This window comes from Pontibacter lucknowensis (genome assembly GCF_900156415.1).
GTDB classification, from domain to species: domain Bacteria; phylum Bacteroidota; class Bacteroidia; order Cytophagales; family Hymenobacteraceae; genus Pontibacter; species Pontibacter lucknowensis.
Genome location: NZ_FTNM01000002.1, coordinates 172,507 through 189,179, shown reverse-complemented (window position 1 = coordinate 189,179; position 16,673 = coordinate 172,507). Strand labels below are relative to the sequence as shown.

The following is a 16,673-nucleotide window of genomic DNA, read 5'->3' as shown; positions in this document are numbered from 1 at the left end:
TACCTTAAAACTTCTCCTCCACTCCCAGCCCGAACAGGGCGTAGTCGTATTTCACGGGGTCCTGCGGGTCAAAGGCCCGGAGATGGTCAGTCAGCTCCTCTGCCGTCTGCCAGTCCATACCCTTGCGGGTGATCAGGCCCAGCCGGCGGGCTACCCGCTCCACATGCACATCGCAGGGGCAGACCAGATCGGCTGGCTGCATGGTGTGCCAGATGCCGAAGTCCACGCCACCGTCGTCGGGTCGTACCATCCAGCGCAGATACATATTCAGCCGCTTGCAGGCCGACTTGCGGGCCGGGGTCGAGATGTGCTTGCGGGTGCGGTGCGGGGCATCCTCCAGACTGAATACCAGTTCATGAAAATGCTCCAGTCGCTCCTTCTGCGTCCTGATCTCGTTGTGCTCTCCTGTAAAAGCCGTTTCCAGGCTCTCGTGCTGCTCGTAGTACCACCTGAACCAGTGGATCAGGTAGAGCAGGTCGGTGTCGTTGAAGGTGCGGTGCTTGAAGCCCAGAAAACGCGGCAGGTCCTGCTCCTGGTGCTGCAGGATGAAGTCATGCGGGGCATTATCCATCAGGTCCATTAGCTTCAGGCAGTTGTTTATAATAGTTTTGCGCTGTCCCCAGGCCAGGATGGATGCAAAAAAGCCGCTGATCTCGATGTCCTGCTTTTTGGTAAAACGGTGCGGGATTGACACCGGGTCGTTCGGTATGAAGCTAGGCTGGTTGTAGCGGGCTACCCGGTCGTCGAGCAGGGATTTGATCTGGGCGATGTCCTGTTTCATGTGCAATGGTACGAGATATGGTGCCCTACAAGTTAAGGAATATGCAGCAGGCAGCCCATAAAAAAGCCCGGACATGGCTGCCCGGGCTTTCCTTTTATCGCTATACCTGCTTATGGCATGTAAGACAATTCTACTCTGAACTTCTGGTCAATAGCGCCTAACTTCTGGCAGGCCTTCTTCGACAGACGCACTACCACGTTGTTGTTCTCGCCTGTGTTTGGCAGTTTACCGATCACACGCACGTAAACCACCTGGTCGTTCATGGCATTTTTCACCTGCATGATGGTACCTACCGGAGCAGTTTTGTGCAGCGCCAGGTATTTATTTGTATCTGCCTTCGGATCGATCATTTCGGCCATACCTGTCTCGATGATCTTTTTGGCACCAGACACAGAGTCTACCATCTCCTCGTCGTCATCCGAAACGCTGGTAGCCGGTGCCGGCGTAGCTGGCTGCGGTGTCAGCACGACATGCGTGTTGGCCGGGTTCGTAGTGGCAGCTACAGGCTCTGTAGAAGCCACGGCTGTTTCCGTCACACTATCTTTTGCAATCTCGTCATCTGACTCGCTCACGTAGATCGGGTTCTTGGAAGGAACCGGCTGACCTTTGCCAACGATCAGAAAAGCGCCAACGCTGATCGTATTATCAGGCAGGTTATTCCAACGCTTGATGTCATCTACTTTCACGGCGTGCATGCGGGAGATGGAGTACAGCGTCTGCTGCGGCTCTACCTGGTGCAGCTTCTCGCCACGGCTGTTTACCGTAAAGGTGCGGTTGCTGGCTGTGCCCGCAGTGGCAGTTTGCTGGATCGCGGCTGGCGCTGCGGCGTACTTGCGAGGTATCAGCACGACCTGGCCAATGTTGATGGTCGTCTCCACAGATGGATTTGAATCAACGATCTGGGCAACAGACACGCCATACTTTCTGGAAAGGGCGTAAAGCGTTTCTTTTGGCTCCACACGGTGCTGCACGTATACCTTTCCGTTCTTACGCTCCACACCTACAGAGTCGCGCAGGGCAACCATGTCGAAGGCTGAAGCCGAAAAAGGAAGCAACGGCATTGCTACAAGGGCGATAAGTAAAATTCGGATCATAGCTAAAAGTCGAACTATAAAATTTAAAGAGAATATGCCTTCCAGGTTGTTTTGTTTTGCACGAAGTACAAATTGCGCATAAAGATAAAAAAAGTATCTGAACCTACGCCATCAATTGCACCTGCAAGTAACTCATTTAAGTGCAAAAAACCATTTAAATCAAAAACAGCCAGAAAATTATCTAACTTATTTTCGCCTGACTTGCAGTAGTAACTTACGACCAGGCAGGTGTCCGTTTCGGCGTACTCCAGGGCGCTTACAGGCTCACAATCAAGCTCCTGCACCAGAAAATCACGCACCTGCTCAAAGTAAGCTTCGCCTTCCCGGTACAGGTGCGGGTACTGCACAGCACCAAAGCGGTGTTCGTGGTAGCGCTGCACCCGATCAGCCGCCTCTTTTTGGCCTATATCGTTTTGCACGGTTTTACCGTAACCGCTTTCCAGCAAAAGCAGTTCCCCAGGTGCTTCTGTAATGTTGTAGGCCAGCACGCCCCTCTCCTCTACTCCGTAAAAAGCCAGCTCCGGCTGCTGCCAAAGTGCTTTACCTGTATCCGCCGCAAATGCCCGTATACCTTTGTGCTGCCCCAGTTTCCGGTCGCCATAGCCGTGCAGGTATACGACCTGGCCGTGCACGTCCTCCAGCCCCAGCCACCAGGTGTTAAGGTCGTGAAGCTCTAACTCGAGCAGCTGCGCATCGGGCAGGTGCAGGGTATAGAAGCGGGCCTGCAGCAGGTCAGCGTCGCGCACCTCCAGTGCCAGCCAGCCATTGGGTGCATCCAGACGAATACGCCACACAGGCGCCTCAAAATCGTATTTAAAAAGTAGGGAAAGAATAAGCGGGATTTTTTTAGTACCTTATTTCCGATTAAGCTCAAATGTATGAAATCTAACGCAAAAATATGGCAATGGCCGTCTCTCCTCCTGCTGGCCCTTCTCTTTTCTTTCACGGCCGCCCTGGCACAGGAGCAGCAGCGACAGAAGGTGTTCATCATGGAGATCACATCCGAGATTGATCCGCGCACCAACCGCTATACCCAGCTGGCGCTCGACGAGGCTACACGTGTGGAGGCCGACCATGTGCTGCTGAAGCTAAACACCTATGGCGGTGCCGTAAACGATGCTGACGCCATCCGACTACGGCTGCTCGAGTATCCCAAACCGATCTATGTTTTCATCGATAAAAACGCTGCCTCAGCCGGGGCACTTATCTCCATTGCCTGCGACAGCATTTACATGGCACCTGGTGCCAATATCGGGGCGGCTACGGTGGTAGGTGCCGACGGGCAGGCCGCACCAGGCAAGTACCAGAGCTACATGCGCTCCATCATGCGCTCCACTGCCGAGGCAAACGGACGCAATCCCAGACTGGCCGAAGCCATGGTTGACGCCGCCGTAGACAGCACCTTGTCTGCCGACCAGGTGCTTACACTCACCACATCCGAAGCCATACATCACGGGTTCTGTGAAGGACAGGCCAACAACATCGACGAGGTGCTGCAAAAGCTTAATCTGCAGGATGCCGAGATTGTCCGTTACGAACTCAGCACCACCAATAAGGTCATTTCCTTTTTCCTCAACCCGGTCATCAGCGGTATTCTGATCCTGATCATCATTGGCGGACTGTGGTTTGAGCTACAGACGCCGGGTGTGGGCTTCCCGCTTATGGCCGCTATTGTGGCCGGTGTGCTCTACCTGACACCTTTCTACCTCAACGGACTGGCTGAGCATTGGGAGATCTTACTGTTCATCGTGGGGCTGGTGCTCATTGCGCTGGAAGTCTTTGTAGTGCCCGGTTTTGGTGTGACAGGCATAAGTGGCATCACACTGGTGTTCCTGTCGCTGCTCCTGATCATGGTCAACAACCAGGCCTTTGACTTTACCTTCGTGTCGTCTGAGCGCCTGATGGAAAGCCTGGTATCAGTGCTGCTGGGTATGATCAGTGCGGTGATCATCGTCATACTGACCTGGAACCGCGTACTGGGCAGCCGCGCCCTGCAGCGAGTCACCCTTGCCAATACCTTCGCCAGCAAGGAGGGCTACCGCTCCAGCAACTCAGTTGAGCACCTGATTGGCAAAACAGGTGTTGCCTATACCCGCATGGCCCCGAGCGGACGTGTGATGATAGACGATAACGTGTATGACGCCCAGGCCCGCGACGGCTTCATCGAAAAAGGTGACTCCGTGCAGGTGATCGACCAGAGTACCTTCGCGCTCCGGGTGAAGAAAGTTTAGGGATCGGGGAATTAAGGCGTTTGAGCATTTTTTTACCGCCTTTGCAACGCTGGAGGGTATTTCGGGGTCATGCCAGTAAACCAAACCATAATTACATGAAAAGCATCTTGCGCTACGCCCTCCTATTGGCAGCATTTACAATATCTGCCTTCTCCTGCGACAAGGACGAGGACCTGGAAGTGCTGGAAGAAGTTGCCGCCATCACCTGGTCAGGCGATTATGCCGTGGATGGCTGTAGATTCCATGTACAAATAGGTGAGAAACGCTTCAAGCCGGCAAATGAAGTCGATATCGACGATTCCTTCAAATCATATGATCCTATACCTGTAGAGGTGAAATTTGTGCAGCTGGGCCAGCGGGACTTTCAGTGCGGCATGCTTCCTACAGCCACTAAAAAGGAGTTTATCCGTATCCTTTCAATTAAGAAAATATAAATCAGGCTCTAGCACCTGTATAAGCTCACATATCCTGTTCCTATATGAAACTGTTTCTACAGCTTACCCTATTCATCAGCCTATCTTCCCTTTTACTTATTTCCTGCCAGCATACCCCAAATACCGAAGCAGATACCAAAGAGGCCATGCTGATCTGGTCGGGTGAGTATATGGTGGACGGTTGTGGTTTTGAAGTGCTCATCAACGGCAACAGGTACAAGCCCGAGAACGAAAGGGATATTGATGAGGCATTCAAAGTGGAGGGTGAAACGCCCGTCCTGATCGAGTTTGAGAAGTTGGGCCGCCAGTTGGATATTCGTTGCGGCCTCTCCACCCAAAGCAGGGCCATGGATGCCATCCGTGTCATCTCTGTCAAAAAAAGACCTTAACAGGCAAATTGCTTTTTGCAGCGGTCTGCTGCATTACTCCTGTCTGTTGCGTAACTTGCCGGGGCCTGCCACTGCACGGCTGGCCAAAGATAACCGTCTGCCCTATGGAAATACTCGGCATTATACCTGCCCGCTACGCCTCCACCCGTTTTCCCGGAAAGCCACTTGTCGACATTAATGGCAAAAGCATGATACAGCGGGTATATGAACAGGCTTCATCATCTGGTTTAACTGATGTGATCATAGCCACTGACGATCAGCGCATTTTAGATCACGTGCACAGCTTCGGAGGCAAGGCCGTACTGACAGCTGCCCACCACCAGAGCGGCACCGATCGCTGCTTCGAAGCCTATCAGTTACACGACCAGCCGTTTGAGTATGTAATCAATATCCAGGGCGACGAACCTTTCATTAAGCCTGAGCAGATCGAATTGCTGGCCACCTGTTTCAATAATCCGCAAACGCAGCTGGCTACCCTCGTCAAGAAGATCAACACCCCGGAGGAGCTCTTTAATGTCAATGCGCCAAAGGTAGTCATAAACGGCCATGGGGAAGCTCTGTACTTCAGCCGGCAGCCTATTCCCTATTGCCGAAACGTACCAAATGATATCTGGCACAAACAGCATACCTACTACAAGCACATCGGCATTTATGGCTACCGCACCGACATACTGGAGCAGATCACGCAGCTGCCTCCTTCCAGCCTTGAATTGGCCGAGTCACTGGAGCAGCTGCGCTGGCTCGAAAACGGATTCCGCATTACCACCGCAATCACGGAGTTTGAAACCATCGGCATCGATACCCCAGAGGATCTGGAGAAGGTAGTAAGGAACGGTAAATAGTTGCAGGAAAATGATTAACTGATGGGGTGCCAAAGATGCTACATTCAGGCAAATTATTACTTAATCTATAAATTAATATAAATATACACAAACCACTGAATTACATACCCTTATTTAAACAACATAGCAACAAAATCAGTAATCATCCAACCCTAGTTACTACACAATCTCACTCATGAAAAACTACACCTTGCAGCGATTTGTGAAGCTGAGTCTATACTTTTTCGGGATGTATGCTTTGCTGACTGGGGCCTGGTTTGGAATATCCGGCAGGTTCGGGGAAGACGCTACCGGGGCGATAAATGAGATCCTGGTGAACTCAGCCATCTTCTCGCTGCTGTTCACAATTGCCTTGCTGGTGTGGTACAGGCGCACGGAAATCAGAATACCGGTGAAGAACATCTCTCCCAAAGCGCTCGATCAGAAACTTGAGGAGATTGGCTACGAACGTATACCTGGTAAAGAAAAGGGAGCCGTGCAGGTATACAAACCCCGGCCACCAAAAGCTCCCGCCCTGGCCGGTCGTCTGTTCGTGCAGAAGTCAGCCAACTTTTACCACCTGCAGGGGCCGGTGAGCAAGTTGAAGAGTTTGAAAGTTTAGGAGTTAGAAGGCTTAAAGTCGGATTTAAAGTGGGCAGAATTGTTAATTGCTGATTGTTTGTTGCACGATTCGGACAGGTAACGACCTGTCCCTACAAGTATACTACCTCCTCAACTTCTTAACTCCTAAATTCCCCAACTCCAATCACCCTCCCGCCTTCTTTGCCTTATAGCCTGCGGCTTGTAGTACCTGCAGCACTTTGTCACGGAAATCGCCCTGGATCAGGATCTCTCCGTCTTTGGCAGAACCGCCCACGCCACATTTACTTTTTAACAGTTTGCCCAGCTCTTTCAAATCGTCTTCCGTTCCCACAAAGCCTGCTACAAGCGTTACCTGCTTGCCTCCACGGGCTTTCTTATCCAGCATCACTTTCAGGTTCTGCTGTTGTGGCGGAAGCGTCTCGGCTTCGTGCTCCTGCTCGTATTGGTAACTGAAATCAGAACTGGTAGAGTATACTACACCTTGTCTGCCTTTTTTATTCTTGTCGCTCATAATCTTGTTCTTTCTATACCTTAGCGTGCCACCACGTGCAGTGACTGCGGCACCATGCGTACCTCAAACTCTTTGGCTTTTCCCAGATACTCCCCATCGGCATGGTGCATCATTTCGTGGTCAGTCTGCACCGTGACGCCCTCTGTCTTAAAGTACTCGGCACTGTCTGCACTCGCCGGCTTGTTGGCCAGCATGGCATAGCTCAATTGCAGGGCCTTAAACATATCCAGTTTACGCACTAGGCACACGTCCAGCATGCCATCCCGTATATCAGCCATGGGGGCAATATAGGCATTGTTGCCATACTGTGCTGCATTTGCAAAGGCCATTACAAACAACTCCGTTTCGATGGTCTTGCCATTAATAACGGCCTTCACAGGAAGATGGCGGTAGTTGCGCATTTCTTTCAGGATCAGTTCCACATAAGTCCGAAGGCCGCGCTTCTTACTCCCTGCAAACACCGAACTAATGTACGCATCAAAGCCTATACCTGCGGTTGTGAAAAATGGCCGCCCGTTTATGGTTCCACTGTCTATCTTTGAACGATGCCCATGGTTCAGGTAGCGGATAGCGGCATCAACAGTCAAGGGTACCTGCAGGTGACGGGCCAGTCCGTTGCCGGAGCCCCTGGGGATAATGCCTAAGGCCGTTTCAGTATGCAGGATTCCCTGCGCCACCTCGTTCACTGTACCGTCGCCCCCAACAGCTACCACCACCTCACAGCCCTGCTCTGCCGCCTGCCTGGCCAGTTCCGGTGCATGTCCGGCATAGTCCGTGTACACAATGTCGTGGTCAAACTTTTCGTGGTCCAGGTAAAGCTTAATACGGGCGGCTACATCTACCTTGCTGCTGGGGCCGGACTTGGGGTTGATGATGAAACGGAAATGGGGACGTTTGCTCATATACGGACGTACAGGCCAAAGACGCTGCTATCTGGGTTAATTCTACGCAAATTAACCCATTCCTTCGGAGAATAAAAAAGCCCGGCAGATGCCGGGCTTTCTGTAATGCAGCTATGGGTTTCTTACTTCAGATGGAAAGTAAGCACAGGTATGTCGGAATGGTTCACCAAGTCTTCAGCGATGCTGCCGCTCAGCAGGTGCGACAGACCGGTACGGCCGTGAGTTGCCATCATTACCAAATCAGCACCTATCTCCTCCGCAAAGTGCAGAATGCCGTCCTCCTCGATCGTGTCGTTGTAGACATTGATCGTGAAGTTCTGCAGTCCGTAGCGCTCGGCGGCCTTCTGCATGCGTGCACGCAGGTTGCTGCTCGACTCAAAAGCTCCCGGTGTGTTAATGTAAACCAGGTGCAGTTTTGCGCCAAACATCTGCTGGAAATACTTGAACTTCTCTACAGCCGTTCCGATCTCACGCTTGAAATCAGAAGGCAGCACAATGTTTCGGATCTGCAGGTTCGGGATCGGTCCTTTCACAGTCAGAACCGGGCACTCGGCAGTACGCACCACTTTCTCGGTATTGGATCCGATCAGGAATTCATCCATGCCGCTGGCGCCTTTCGAGCCCATCACCACCAGGTCCACCTTGTCATCGTTGATCACGCGGCGGATCTTACGGATCACGTTATCAGCGTCTACTTCCTGCACCACTTCCACCCCATCGTGCTCCACAGAGCGCTCCAGTTCGGCCATGCGGTACTTGGTGTTCTCAAGCAGCTTCATCATGTATACCTGCTCCATACCGTTTCCGCCTACCAGGTCACCGGTTGCACTGAAAGAGTAGGAATAAGGCATTTCGACCACATGCAGCAGTTTGATGGCAGCACCTGTCTGGCGGGCAATGGCAACAGCTACTTCGAAGGCGTTGCGGGCCTGGTCGGAAAAGTCGGTTGGTACAAGTATTCTTCTCATAATTTTGTGCGGTTTTATAATGCTATGTTCTATTTCAGATGTAAAAATACAGGCCTGTATACGCCTGTACTATGACAAATGTCATTCCTGATGAAATATAGTGTTTTTCTTTTATAAACGCCACTAAAACACAAAAGCCCACCAGGATGGCGGGCTTTTGCAGGAATGAGGTATAAACCAGGTGATTAGCCAAGCTTTGTGATCAGGTCAGCAGCTCTGTTAGAGTAGCCTGCCTCGTTGTCGTACCAGCCTACCACTTTCACCAGTGTTTCGTTAGCTGATGTCATCTCTGCGTCGAAGATGCAAGAGTGTGTGTTGCCTACGATGTCGATAGAAACAATCGGATCCTCTGTGTACTCCAGGATACCTTTCATTTCACCTTCAGCAGCCTTCTTCATAGCAGCGTTGATTTCCTCTTTCGTAGCTGGCTTCTTCAGCACTACAGTTAAGTCAGTCAAAGAGCCGTCCGGAATAGGCACGCGCATCGCCACGCCATCCAGTTTACCTTTCAGGTGCGGCAATACAAGACCAACGGCCTTGGCAGCACCTGTAGAAGTAGGCACGATAGAGTAAGCAGCAGCACGGGCACGGCGCAGGTCGCTGTGTGGGGCATCCTGCAGGTTCTGGTCAGCAGTGTAAGCGTGTACAGTGGTGATATAGCCTTTCTCAATACCGAACGTATCGTCAAGTACTTTCGCCATTGGCGCAAGGCAGTTAGTAGTACAAGAAGCGTTGGAAACGATGCGCTCGTCGCCAGTCAGAATGTCTTCGTTCACACCCAGTACCACAGTTGGGATGTTGCCTTTGGCAGGAGCAGAGATAACTACTTTGCGGGCACCAGCTTCCAGGTGACCACCAGCGCCCTGCTCGTCAACGAAACGACCAGTAGACTCCAGCACAACATCAACGCCTAGCTTGCCCCACGGCAGGTTTTTAGGCTCACGCTCCGCAGTGATTTGAATCTCTCTGCCGTTTACGATAATACCGTTGTCAGTGGCTTCTACTGTACCATTAAAACGGCCGTGTACTGAATCATACTTCAGCAGGTGAGCCAATGTTTTGGTGTTGGTCAGGTCGTTGATCGCTACTACCTCTACATTGTCCTTCTCCAGAAGGGCCTTAAAAGTAAGTCTGCCGATACGGCCAAAACCGTTAATTGCAACTTTAATTTTAGACATGGTATTTGGGATTGATTTGTTTTTAAAATTTGATGGTGCGAAGTTACGATTACGGATAAGGAAAACCAATATATTTTTTCCTGCCTGACTCCTAACGATTTACGTAAAATATGGTTGAAAACTCAAAAAAATATTTGCCTTGTAAGTGCTTTGCCTTATCTTTGCACCACAATACGACAGAATGGTCCGTTCGTCTAGGGGTTAGGACTCCAGATTTTCATTCTGGCAACAGGGGTTCGATTCCCCTACGGACTACATAGTAAAGCTTAAAAAGCCGCTTAATTCTCAAATTAAGCGGCTTTTTCATTTCCAGCGTAGCAGAAAAGGTTTTATACTTTGCTAAGCCCTTGGGGAAAGGTCCTAGGTATTGTCCATCACTTTCACCAATCCAGGTGGCCTTGCGGGCACCGTTTTCCAGATGTTTCTCTATGCATCTTTATCCACCTGCTTGTAGGCACTGCGATTTGCTTTCCTTTGGTTGTCGAAGTTCTCCTGTTCCAGTGCTTTTCGATCCCACCGTGCCAGGTCAGCTGCCGCCTCGTAGGTGCTGCGCAGGAAGTCCAGCAGCACAGAATCCGGATCATCAGCCTCCTGAACTGCATCATAAGGCAGAATAAACTCCCTTAACTCCGGATGGTAATAGGCCTGAGCGGGTTTTATGCGGGCATCTTTATACCCTTCCGGTTCCGGATAAATGTAGCTGTAGAATGCAGCAGTTGGATATGCCTCGCTTCCGGGCCAAAAGCCACAGCTACAAACCTCTTTGGAATAAGCTTCCTGCGCTATCCAATCGGGTAGATTAGGTACGCCCCCGGGGTGCCGGGGTGCGTCACGACCGGAAAAGCGTGACACCGCCAGATCAAAACTGCCCCAGAAGAAATGCACGGGGCTGCTCTTGCCGCTGAATTCTGCCCTGAACCGGGTAAAAATATCGTGCACCCGAAGGAATGCCTGGTGCAAAGCCACTGCGTGTTCCGGCTTGTAGGTGGCATGCGTTTCATCTTTATGAAAGGGAATGGGGTCTTCCAGTTCATTCGGTACAGGGTAAATGTCTGCCTGTATACCTGCTTCCCGCAGGGCATCCAGTACCTGCTTATAGCACCCTGCCACCGATAGCTTTTTCAGGTCAATGCTGCTGGTATCTCCTGTACTGGTTTTTAGCTGCAGTTGATGGTTTATAAAATCAAAGTCTAGCTGAAAATGTTTATCCCCGGCCACAATATCTGAGGTGGTAAGTCCGCTCGGAGTTACATAGAGTGTGACGTGCCAGGAATGATTGATCCAGGGTGTTTTGACCAGCCTGATCTTCCCCACGATCTGTGTCCAGAGGTGTATCGTTTCGTATGTTTTGTGAGCCTCCGCATAGGAGAGTTCTGGCCAGGTAGTTTTCATAGTCAATTATATTCTAATGGCTTTTTTATTTCAGAAGCGTGATGATGTCGCTTGGCTTGTTCAGGAGTCGGTGTAGCGGGCAAGCTTTGGCTATTTTATGCAATTTTCGCATTGCTCTGCTTCAGCTTTTCACTGAAAGACAGATTGCAGTAAAACGTATTACTGCCCGAGGCTTTATCAATGTTTTTTACCAGGTTTACCCTTGCTCTGATCCGCCCAATCTCCCACCCTTCCCGGGTTACATCAGTTGTGTAGGCTTCACCTGTATTTTCGGCTTCGGCAGTGGCAATAATGTTGGGCATTTGTCTGGGGTTAGATGTTCTTATAGGCCAGATGCCAATTTCTCAAAAACCTGACAGCCGGCCTTTGGCTGCTATTCCTTGTCGGGGTGTGTTTCGAGGTAGGCGGAGGTATAAGGATGTTCTTTGACAATCCCTTCATCCATGATGTGCAGCACTGTCCAGCCTCTTTCTTTGAGATAGTCTGAGATGATGGCGCGGTGACAACGCCACCACACAGCTTCCGAACACATGTAAGCCGTCTTTTTTCGGGCAGCCACTTCCGTCATTGCCGCGATGGCTTCTTCGAATTCCTCCGTCTCACTATAATCGGCATAGCCGCGAAACGATTCGCTTTTCCAGACTGTGTTAGGTGAATCGGGTCTAGGTTTTCTGCGACCACCCAAATCCTGCGCGGGCATATACCTGATTCCGGCCTCAGGCAGGAAGGTCTCCAGTGCGGATACATTGAAATGAGGGTATTTTCTCGAACCGGGGTATCTGCGCACGTCTACCAGCACCTCTATCTGAAACGATTTCAGCGCCGCCACAAATTCATCCGGGCTTCTGGTGGAGTGGCCGAAGGTCCAGATAGTCCTGTTTGTTACTGACATAGATAAAAATTGTGCGATGCTCTTTCCAGGGATTAGAAAAAAAGGTTAGAAAATCGGCTGTTAAACGAAGCCGTAAGTATTCGACTCGCCACCGTCAATAGCAATGGTCTGTCCGTTTACGTAAGACGCGTCTTCGCTCAGCAGAAAAATAACAACTTTCGCCACTTCCTCAGGCAGTCCCAGGCGTTTGGTGGGATTGGCTTTTGCGTACTCGGTTTCAGCGGCTTTGGGGTCGTCGGGGTTTACCTGCCGGAAAGCTTCGGCTACCATGGGTGTTAAGATGGCGCCAGGCGCAATGGCATTGGTGATGACGCCGTAGCGCCCAAATTCCAACGCAGCATTTTTGGTCATACCTGAAACGGCGTGCTTGCTGGCCACATAAGGGGTTTGGTTCAGAACACCCCTGATACCGCCCACCGATGCCACGTTTACAATCCGACCGTACTGTTGCTTTTGCATGATGGGAATGATGTAGCGCATGCCGTAAAACACGCCCATCAGGTTAATGTCAATCACTTTTCTGAATACTGCTACATCGTACTCCGTCATCAGCGCTTGCTTCCCTTCAATGCCGGCGTTGTTGTAAAAGCCGTCGATGCGGTTGAAGGCCTCCACCGTTTCATCAACGTATTTTCTCACTTCCTCCTCTTCCGAAACATCTGCCGTCACAGTGATTACTTTTGTATCCGGGTACTCCTGCAAGACGGCTTGCTTTGCCTCACCCAGGGCTTTCTCATTGTAATCGACCAGCGACAGCTGTGCACCCTGTTTTGCGGCTTCATGTGCCGCAGCAAGACCCAGGCCCATAGCAGCTCCGGTGATGACGACGACCTTATTTTCCAGTTTTTTCATACCCATTCTTTTTAACCCAATCCACATTCTAGGCAGACTCGATGCTATACATTCCTGCCCATATTATCGCATAAAAACAAACGGAACCTAAATAATTGGTTCTTTAGTATTTGGCACTTTTTCGGCTTGCCCAATTCATGCCGGAACTGCTCCTAAACCCTGTCGCCACACGTTAAAGACAGTACCGGAAGATGACCTATACCTGAACTTCCTTCCAAAGACAGCCCTTATTTATTTAAATAGTCCAGGATGAGCTGCACCTGTGCTTTTACCCCATTTTGCAGGGCGCTTTCATCCACCCTGAACCCGGGGTTATGGTTTGCCGGACCGTCGCCGATGCCGAGCGTCATAAAGCTGACAGGGGCAATTTTTCGGTAGTAGGCAAAGTCCTCGCTGGCTGTCATCATAGGGGCATCAAATACCTGCTCCTTTCCCAGAATGGCAGCAGCGCTTTTCCTTACCTGAGCGTTGAGCGCTTTATCATTCTGTATGGCTGGGTAGGTATTGATATAATCCAGCTCGTAGGTAGCTCCATAGGCTTTGGTGATGCTTTCAATTATTTCCTTCACCCTTTGCTCTACCTGTTTTCTGGTCTTATCGGATGTAGTGCGGATACTGGCAGCCAGTTCGGCCCTGTCTGCAATCACATTAAAGGCATCTCCGGACTGAAATTTGCCGATGGTCACCACCGTCATCTCCCCTGGCTCAACGTTTCGGGACACAACCGTTTGCAAGGCGCTGACGATGGCCGCGCCTACCACAATCGGGTCAATTCCTAAATGGGGCATGGAGCCATGCGATCCTTTTCCGATGATGTTCAGGTTAAAGATGTCCTGCGCGGTGGAGGCAGCGCCATCGGGCAGTATACCGACGTGGCCGGCAGGGAAGTTGGGCAAAACGTGCATCCCGAAAAAGGCCTCTACTCCCTTCAGTTCACCAGATTCCACGATGTCGATGGCCCCGCCGGGCGGCTGCTCCTCGGCGTGCTGGAAGATAAAGTAGACCGTTCCCTTTAGCTCCTGCTGCATTTTAGACAAGGTGGCCGCAGTTGCCAGCAGCATGGCGGTGTGCGCATCGTGCCCGCAGGCGTGGCTTACGTTCTTCTCTTTCGAGGCATACGGAAGGCCCGTTTCCTCCTGAATGGGTAAGGCGTCCATGTCTGCCCGAAAAGCGACGGTTCTGCCAGGTTTGGCTCCTTTTAGTACCCCAATTAAACTTGTTTTGGCCGGCTTGATAACCTCCACGTTAGGCAGCTTGCTCAAGACTTCCTCCACATATTTGCTGGTTTGTTCCTCCTCGAAGGACACCTCCGGGTGTTGGTGAATGTGGCGGCGCCATGTAATCAGATCTTCTGTGGGGATGTGCTTTACCCAGGCTGCCTCTGGCTGGTTTTTCCGTGCATTGCTGCCTTGCCTGGTTTGGGCCTGCACCACGCCAGCACACAGAAATGCCATCAGTAAGAATATAATTTCCTGCATAGACATACTCGTTTTAGATAAAAAGAAAACCTTATACCTTCAGGAATCAGCGCATCAGGCATTGGGTCGCGTGCCGCCGCGTGGGTGAGGATGCGAACGGAAATGAGTTAAAGATCTTGTACCTATAGTACGTCCTGCTGACTGCTTGGTTGATACGTTATCTTGCCGCCTGGTGACAGGCCTTTCGCTTACAGGCAGGGACAGGTATAGGGCGCTGCACTTCAGGTATAGCTATGTTGATTTGCTTCGTTGTCAATTTGTAGAGGCCTGATCACTGGCCGTGCGCTACAGCTTATACTTCTGCCTCATGGCTGAAACCAATGCCTTTCTTTTGGCAACATCCGGTTGATGTGCTGCAAAGTACTTCCAGACGCCGTCGATGTGAATCAAGAGTAACTCTGCTTCCAGTTCAGGTGCGCTATACCCCAGATCTTTAAAACACTCGATCAGGCGCAACTGGCAGGGCCGCATGAAATTTTCGTGGTAGCGGGAAGAGATCGGGTTCAGGGCCATGATCTTGTACTGCATCCGCCAGAAGTCGGGATTCGAATTTGTGAGCAGGATTGGCAGTTCAATCATGCTGCTGACATACTCGCCCGCCGAGAGCCCCTTAAGGTATAGGTTTGTTTCAAGGGCTGCTGACTGGTAGGCTTTTTTGATGATGGTTTCCAGCAGATGGTCCTTTGTGCCATAGTGCTTGAAGATCAGCGCCTCCGAAGTATTTGCCTCCGTAGCGATTGATTTTGTGGAAGTGGCGCGGACGCCACTTTCCGTAAACAGCTTTAAGGCTGCGTCCAGGATCGCTTCCCTCTTATTCATGTTCACTAATAAATCAACGCAAAAGCTCTTATACCCTTTCCAGGATTACGGCATAGCCCTGCCCTACGCCCACGCACATGGTGGCCAGCGCATAGCGTCTCTGTTGTCTTTTCAGCGAAAGTGCGGCACTGTACACGATCCGTGTACCGGACATGCCCAGCGGGTGCCCCAGGGCAATGGCTCCTCCATTCGGGTTTACGCGGGCATCGTCGTCGGCCAATCCAAGCGCTCGGGTGCAGGCCAGGCTTTGCGCGGCAAAGGCTTCGTTCAATTCGATCACGTCCATGTCGTCCAGGGTCAGGCCCGCCTTTTGCAGGGCTTTTTGTGTGGCAGGCACCGGGCCAATACCCATGATGCGGGGCTCCACACCGACCACAGCCGAACTCACGATGCGTGCCAGCGGCTTAAGGTTATACTTCTCCACAGCTTCTCCTGACACCACATAGGTAGCCGCCGCGCCATCATTCAGGCCAGAGGCGTTCCCAGCCGTCACTGTACCACCGGCCTTGAAAGCCGGCTTCAGTTTGGCCAAAGTTTCCAGGGTGGTATTGGGTCGCACAAATTCGTCTTTCGACACCACAGTAGGTTCCCCCTTCCGCTGCGGAATGCTAACCGGCATGATCTCTTCGGCCAACTGGCCGTTCTGCTGTGCTTTGGTGGCTTTCATTTGCGAATGGTACGAGAATTTATCCTGATCTTCACGGGAGATCTGGTACATCTCCGCCAGGTTCTCAGCCGTGATGCCCATGGGATCGACGCCGTACATTTCCTTCATCTTGGGGTTCACGAAGCGCCAGCCGAAACTCGAGTCATACATCTGCGAATCGGTGCCAAAGGCTTTGCTGGGCTTGGAAATGACCAGCGGCCCCCGCGTCATGTGCTCTACGCCACCGGCAATGAACACATCGCCGTCTCCAGCCTTAATAGCCCGCGCCGCATGCATGATCGCTGACATACCCGAGGAGCACAACCGGTTTACGGTCTCACCTGGCACGGTTACCGGCAACCCGGCCAGCAGCGCCGCCATGCGGGCTACGTTGCGGTTGTCTTCACCGGCCTGGTTATGGCAACCCAATATGACGTCATCAACGGCCTCTTTTGGTATTCCCGGATTCCGTATGATCAGCTCTTGTATGACCATGGCTGCCAGGTCGTCGGTTCTGACAGGCGACAAGGCCCCACCCAGGTTACCGATCGGTGTTCTGATTCCATCTATGATAAAGGCTTCTTTGCTCATCAGTAAGGTAATTTTAGGTATAGATTTCAATTGTTAAGCCGTGCCGTTCAGGTTGTTATTTGTATCAATGTAAAAAACTCTGAACAGGACG

19 protein-coding genes and 1 tRNA gene are annotated in these 16,673 nt (G+C 51.4%); 6 read left to right on the top strand and 14 right to left on the bottom strand.

Features of this window, described 5'->3' with window-relative positions; all coding sequences use genetic code 11:
- Positions 1-4 precede the first annotated feature (4 nt).
- The 3 genes from BW972_RS07010 to BW972_RS07000 form a co-directional block, all read right to left on the bottom strand.
- Positions 5-781, bottom strand: coding sequence for a TIGR02757 family protein (locus tag BW972_RS07010; protein ID WP_007656504.1), 777 nt, complete (start codon positions 779-781; stop codon positions 5-7).
- A gap of 110 nt (positions 782-891) precedes the next feature.
- A complete protein-coding gene (locus BW972_RS07005; RefSeq protein ID WP_234986319.1) occupies positions 892-1,875 on the bottom strand; it encodes a septal ring lytic transglycosylase RlpA family protein in 984 nt (327 codons plus the stop codon).
- Positions 1,876-1,898: 23 nt separating this feature from the next.
- On the bottom strand, positions 1,899-2,669 hold the full coding sequence (locus BW972_RS07000; RefSeq protein WP_076421620.1) for a DUF4905 domain-containing protein: 771 nt from the start codon (positions 2,667-2,669) through the stop codon (positions 1,899-1,901).
- Positions 2,670-2,753: 84 nt separating this feature from the next.
- Between BW972_RS07000 and BW972_RS06995 the strand changes: the two genes are divergently transcribed.
- From BW972_RS06995 to BW972_RS06975, 5 genes are all read left to right on the top strand, one after another.
- Positions 2,754-4,106: an NfeD family protein gene (locus tag BW972_RS06995; protein ID WP_076421619.1), complete on the top strand. Its 1,353-nt coding sequence runs from the start codon at positions 2,754-2,756 to the stop codon at positions 4,104-4,106.
- Between the two features lie 95 nt (positions 4,107-4,201).
- A complete protein-coding gene (locus BW972_RS06990; RefSeq protein WP_007656512.1) occupies positions 4,202-4,540 on the top strand; it encodes a hypothetical protein in 339 nt (112 codons plus the stop codon).
- A gap of 44 nt (positions 4,541-4,584) precedes the next feature.
- Positions 4,585-4,929: a hypothetical protein gene (locus BW972_RS06985; RefSeq protein WP_076421618.1), complete on the top strand. Its 345-nt coding sequence runs from the start codon at positions 4,585-4,587 to the stop codon at positions 4,927-4,929.
- Positions 4,930-5,033: 104 nt separating this feature from the next.
- The gene (gene kdsB / locus BW972_RS06980) at positions 5,034-5,771 is read left to right on the top strand and encodes a 3-deoxy-manno-octulosonate cytidylyltransferase (protein ID WP_076421617.1); all 738 of its coding nucleotides are present in this window, start codon (positions 5,034-5,036) and stop codon (positions 5,769-5,771) included.
- A gap of 175 nt (positions 5,772-5,946) precedes the next feature.
- Positions 5,947-6,372, top strand: coding sequence for a hypothetical protein (locus tag BW972_RS06975; protein ID WP_007656516.1), 426 nt, complete (start codon positions 5,947-5,949; stop codon positions 6,370-6,372).
- A gap of 144 nt (positions 6,373-6,516) precedes the next feature.
- On the opposite strand, the gene BW972_RS06970 is transcribed toward BW972_RS06975, so the two are convergent.
- The 4 genes from BW972_RS06970 to gap all read right to left on the bottom strand — a co-directional run bounded on the left by BW972_RS06970 (position 6,517) and on the right by gap (position 9,912).
- A complete protein-coding gene (locus tag BW972_RS06970) occupies positions 6,517-6,864 on the bottom strand; it encodes a translation initiation factor (RefSeq protein WP_007656517.1) in 348 nt (115 codons plus the stop codon).
- A 20-nt stretch (positions 6,865-6,884) separates the two neighbouring features.
- On the bottom strand, positions 6,885-7,766 hold the full coding sequence (locus BW972_RS06965) for a diacylglycerol/lipid kinase family protein (protein WP_076421616.1): 882 nt from the start codon (positions 7,764-7,766) through the stop codon (positions 6,885-6,887).
- Between the two features lie 122 nt (positions 7,767-7,888).
- A complete protein-coding gene (locus tag BW972_RS06960) occupies positions 7,889-8,734 on the bottom strand; it encodes a universal stress protein (protein WP_076421615.1) in 846 nt (281 codons plus the stop codon).
- 185 nt (positions 8,735-8,919) lie between these two features.
- A complete protein-coding gene (gap, locus tag BW972_RS06955) occupies positions 8,920-9,912 on the bottom strand; it encodes a type I glyceraldehyde-3-phosphate dehydrogenase (protein WP_076421614.1) in 993 nt (330 codons plus the stop codon).
- 183 nt (positions 9,913-10,095) lie between these two features.
- On the opposite strand from gap, the gene BW972_RS06950 reads away from it, so the two are divergent.
- Positions 10,096-10,167: transfer RNA gene (locus BW972_RS06950), tRNA-Glu, on the top strand.
- 171 nt (positions 10,168-10,338) lie between these two features.
- Here the strand turns inward: BW972_RS06950 and BW972_RS20025 are convergent.
- From BW972_RS20025 to pcaF, 7 genes are all read right to left on the bottom strand, one after another.
- Positions 10,339-11,304: a DUF5996 family protein gene (locus BW972_RS20025; RefSeq protein ID WP_234986318.1), complete on the bottom strand. Its 966-nt coding sequence runs from the start codon at positions 11,302-11,304 to the stop codon at positions 10,339-10,341.
- A gap of 95 nt (positions 11,305-11,399) precedes the next feature.
- Positions 11,400-11,606, bottom strand: coding sequence for a hypothetical protein (locus tag BW972_RS06940; protein ID WP_076421613.1), 207 nt, complete (start codon positions 11,604-11,606; stop codon positions 11,400-11,402).
- Positions 11,607-11,677: 71 nt separating this feature from the next.
- A complete protein-coding gene (locus tag BW972_RS06935; protein ID WP_076421612.1) occupies positions 11,678-12,196 on the bottom strand; it encodes a DUF488 domain-containing protein in 519 nt (172 codons plus the stop codon).
- Positions 12,197-12,256: 60 nt separating this feature from the next.
- Positions 12,257-13,048: a glucose 1-dehydrogenase gene (locus BW972_RS06930; protein ID WP_076422100.1), complete on the bottom strand. Its 792-nt coding sequence runs from the start codon at positions 13,046-13,048 to the stop codon at positions 12,257-12,259.
- A gap of 227 nt (positions 13,049-13,275) precedes the next feature.
- Positions 13,276-14,526 carry a M20 metallopeptidase family protein gene (locus tag BW972_RS06925; protein WP_234986317.1) on the bottom strand — a complete coding sequence of 417 codons (1,251 nt, stop codon included), beginning with the start codon at positions 14,524-14,526 and terminating at the stop codon, positions 13,276-13,278.
- Positions 14,527-14,811: 285 nt separating this feature from the next.
- Positions 14,812-15,345, bottom strand: coding sequence for a TetR/AcrR family transcriptional regulator (locus BW972_RS06920; protein ID WP_040574966.1), 534 nt, complete (start codon positions 15,343-15,345; stop codon positions 14,812-14,814).
- Positions 15,346-15,373: 28 nt separating this feature from the next.
- On the bottom strand, positions 15,374-16,582 hold the full coding sequence (gene pcaF, locus BW972_RS06915; protein WP_076421611.1) for a 3-oxoadipyl-CoA thiolase: 1,209 nt from the start codon (positions 16,580-16,582) through the stop codon (positions 15,374-15,376).
- Positions 16,583-16,673: the final 91 nt, after the last annotated feature.

What these genes read in the sequence shown, in the direction of transcription:
- BW972_RS07010 (WP_007656504.1), bottom strand. Translation starts at nt 781, where the DNA reads ATGAAACAGGACATCGCCCAGATCAAATCCCTGCTCGACGACCGGGTA.
- BW972_RS07005 (WP_234986319.1), bottom strand. Translation starts at nt 1,875, where the DNA reads ATGATCCGAATTTTACTTATCGCCCTTGTAGCAATGCCGTTGCTTCCT.
- BW972_RS06995 (WP_076421619.1), top strand. Translation starts at nt 2,754, where the DNA reads ATGAAATCTAACGCAAAAATATGGCAATGGCCGTCTCTCCTCCTGCTG.
- BW972_RS06990 (WP_007656512.1), top strand. Translation starts at nt 4,202, where the DNA reads ATGAAAAGCATCTTGCGCTACGCCCTCCTATTGGCAGCATTTACAATA.
- BW972_RS06985 (WP_076421618.1), top strand. Translation starts at nt 4,585, where the DNA reads ATGAAACTGTTTCTACAGCTTACCCTATTCATCAGCCTATCTTCCCTT.
- kdsB (WP_076421617.1), top strand. Translation starts at nt 5,034, where the DNA reads ATGGAAATACTCGGCATTATACCTGCCCGCTACGCCTCCACCCGTTTT.
- BW972_RS06975 (WP_007656516.1), top strand. Translation starts at nt 5,947, where the DNA reads ATGAAAAACTACACCTTGCAGCGATTTGTGAAGCTGAGTCTATACTTT.
- BW972_RS06970 (WP_007656517.1), bottom strand. Translation starts at nt 6,864, where the DNA reads ATGAGCGACAAGAATAAAAAAGGCAGACAAGGTGTAGTATACTCTACC.
- BW972_RS06965 (WP_076421616.1), bottom strand. Translation starts at nt 7,766, where the DNA reads ATGAGCAAACGTCCCCATTTCCGTTTCATCATCAACCCCAAGTCCGGC.
- BW972_RS06960 (WP_076421615.1), bottom strand. Translation starts at nt 8,734, where the DNA reads ATGAGAAGAATACTTGTACCAACCGACTTTTCCGACCAGGCCCGCAAC.
- gap (WP_076421614.1), bottom strand. Translation starts at nt 9,912, where the DNA reads ATGTCTAAAATTAAAGTTGCAATTAACGGTTTTGGCCGTATCGGCAGA.
- BW972_RS20025 (WP_234986318.1), bottom strand. Translation starts at nt 11,304, where the DNA reads ATGAAAACTACCTGGCCAGAACTCTCCTATGCGGAGGCTCACAAAACA.
- BW972_RS06940 (WP_076421613.1), bottom strand. Translation starts at nt 11,606, where the DNA reads ATGCCCAACATTATTGCCACTGCCGAAGCCGAAAATACAGGTGAAGCC.
- BW972_RS06935 (WP_076421612.1), bottom strand. Translation starts at nt 12,196, where the DNA reads ATGTCAGTAACAAACAGGACTATCTGGACCTTCGGCCACTCCACCAGA.
- BW972_RS06930 (WP_076422100.1), bottom strand. Translation starts at nt 13,048, where the DNA reads ATGAAAAAACTGGAAAATAAGGTCGTCGTCATCACCGGAGCTGCTATG.
- BW972_RS06925 (WP_234986317.1), bottom strand. Translation starts at nt 14,526, where the DNA reads ATGCAGGAAATTATATTCTTACTGATGGCATTTCTGTGTGCTGGCGTG.
- BW972_RS06920 (WP_040574966.1), bottom strand. Translation starts at nt 15,345, where the DNA reads ATGAATAAGAGGGAAGCGATCCTGGACGCAGCCTTAAAGCTGTTTACG.
- pcaF (WP_076421611.1), bottom strand. Translation starts at nt 16,582, where the DNA reads ATGAGCAAAGAAGCCTTTATCATAGATGGAATCAGAACACCGATCGGT.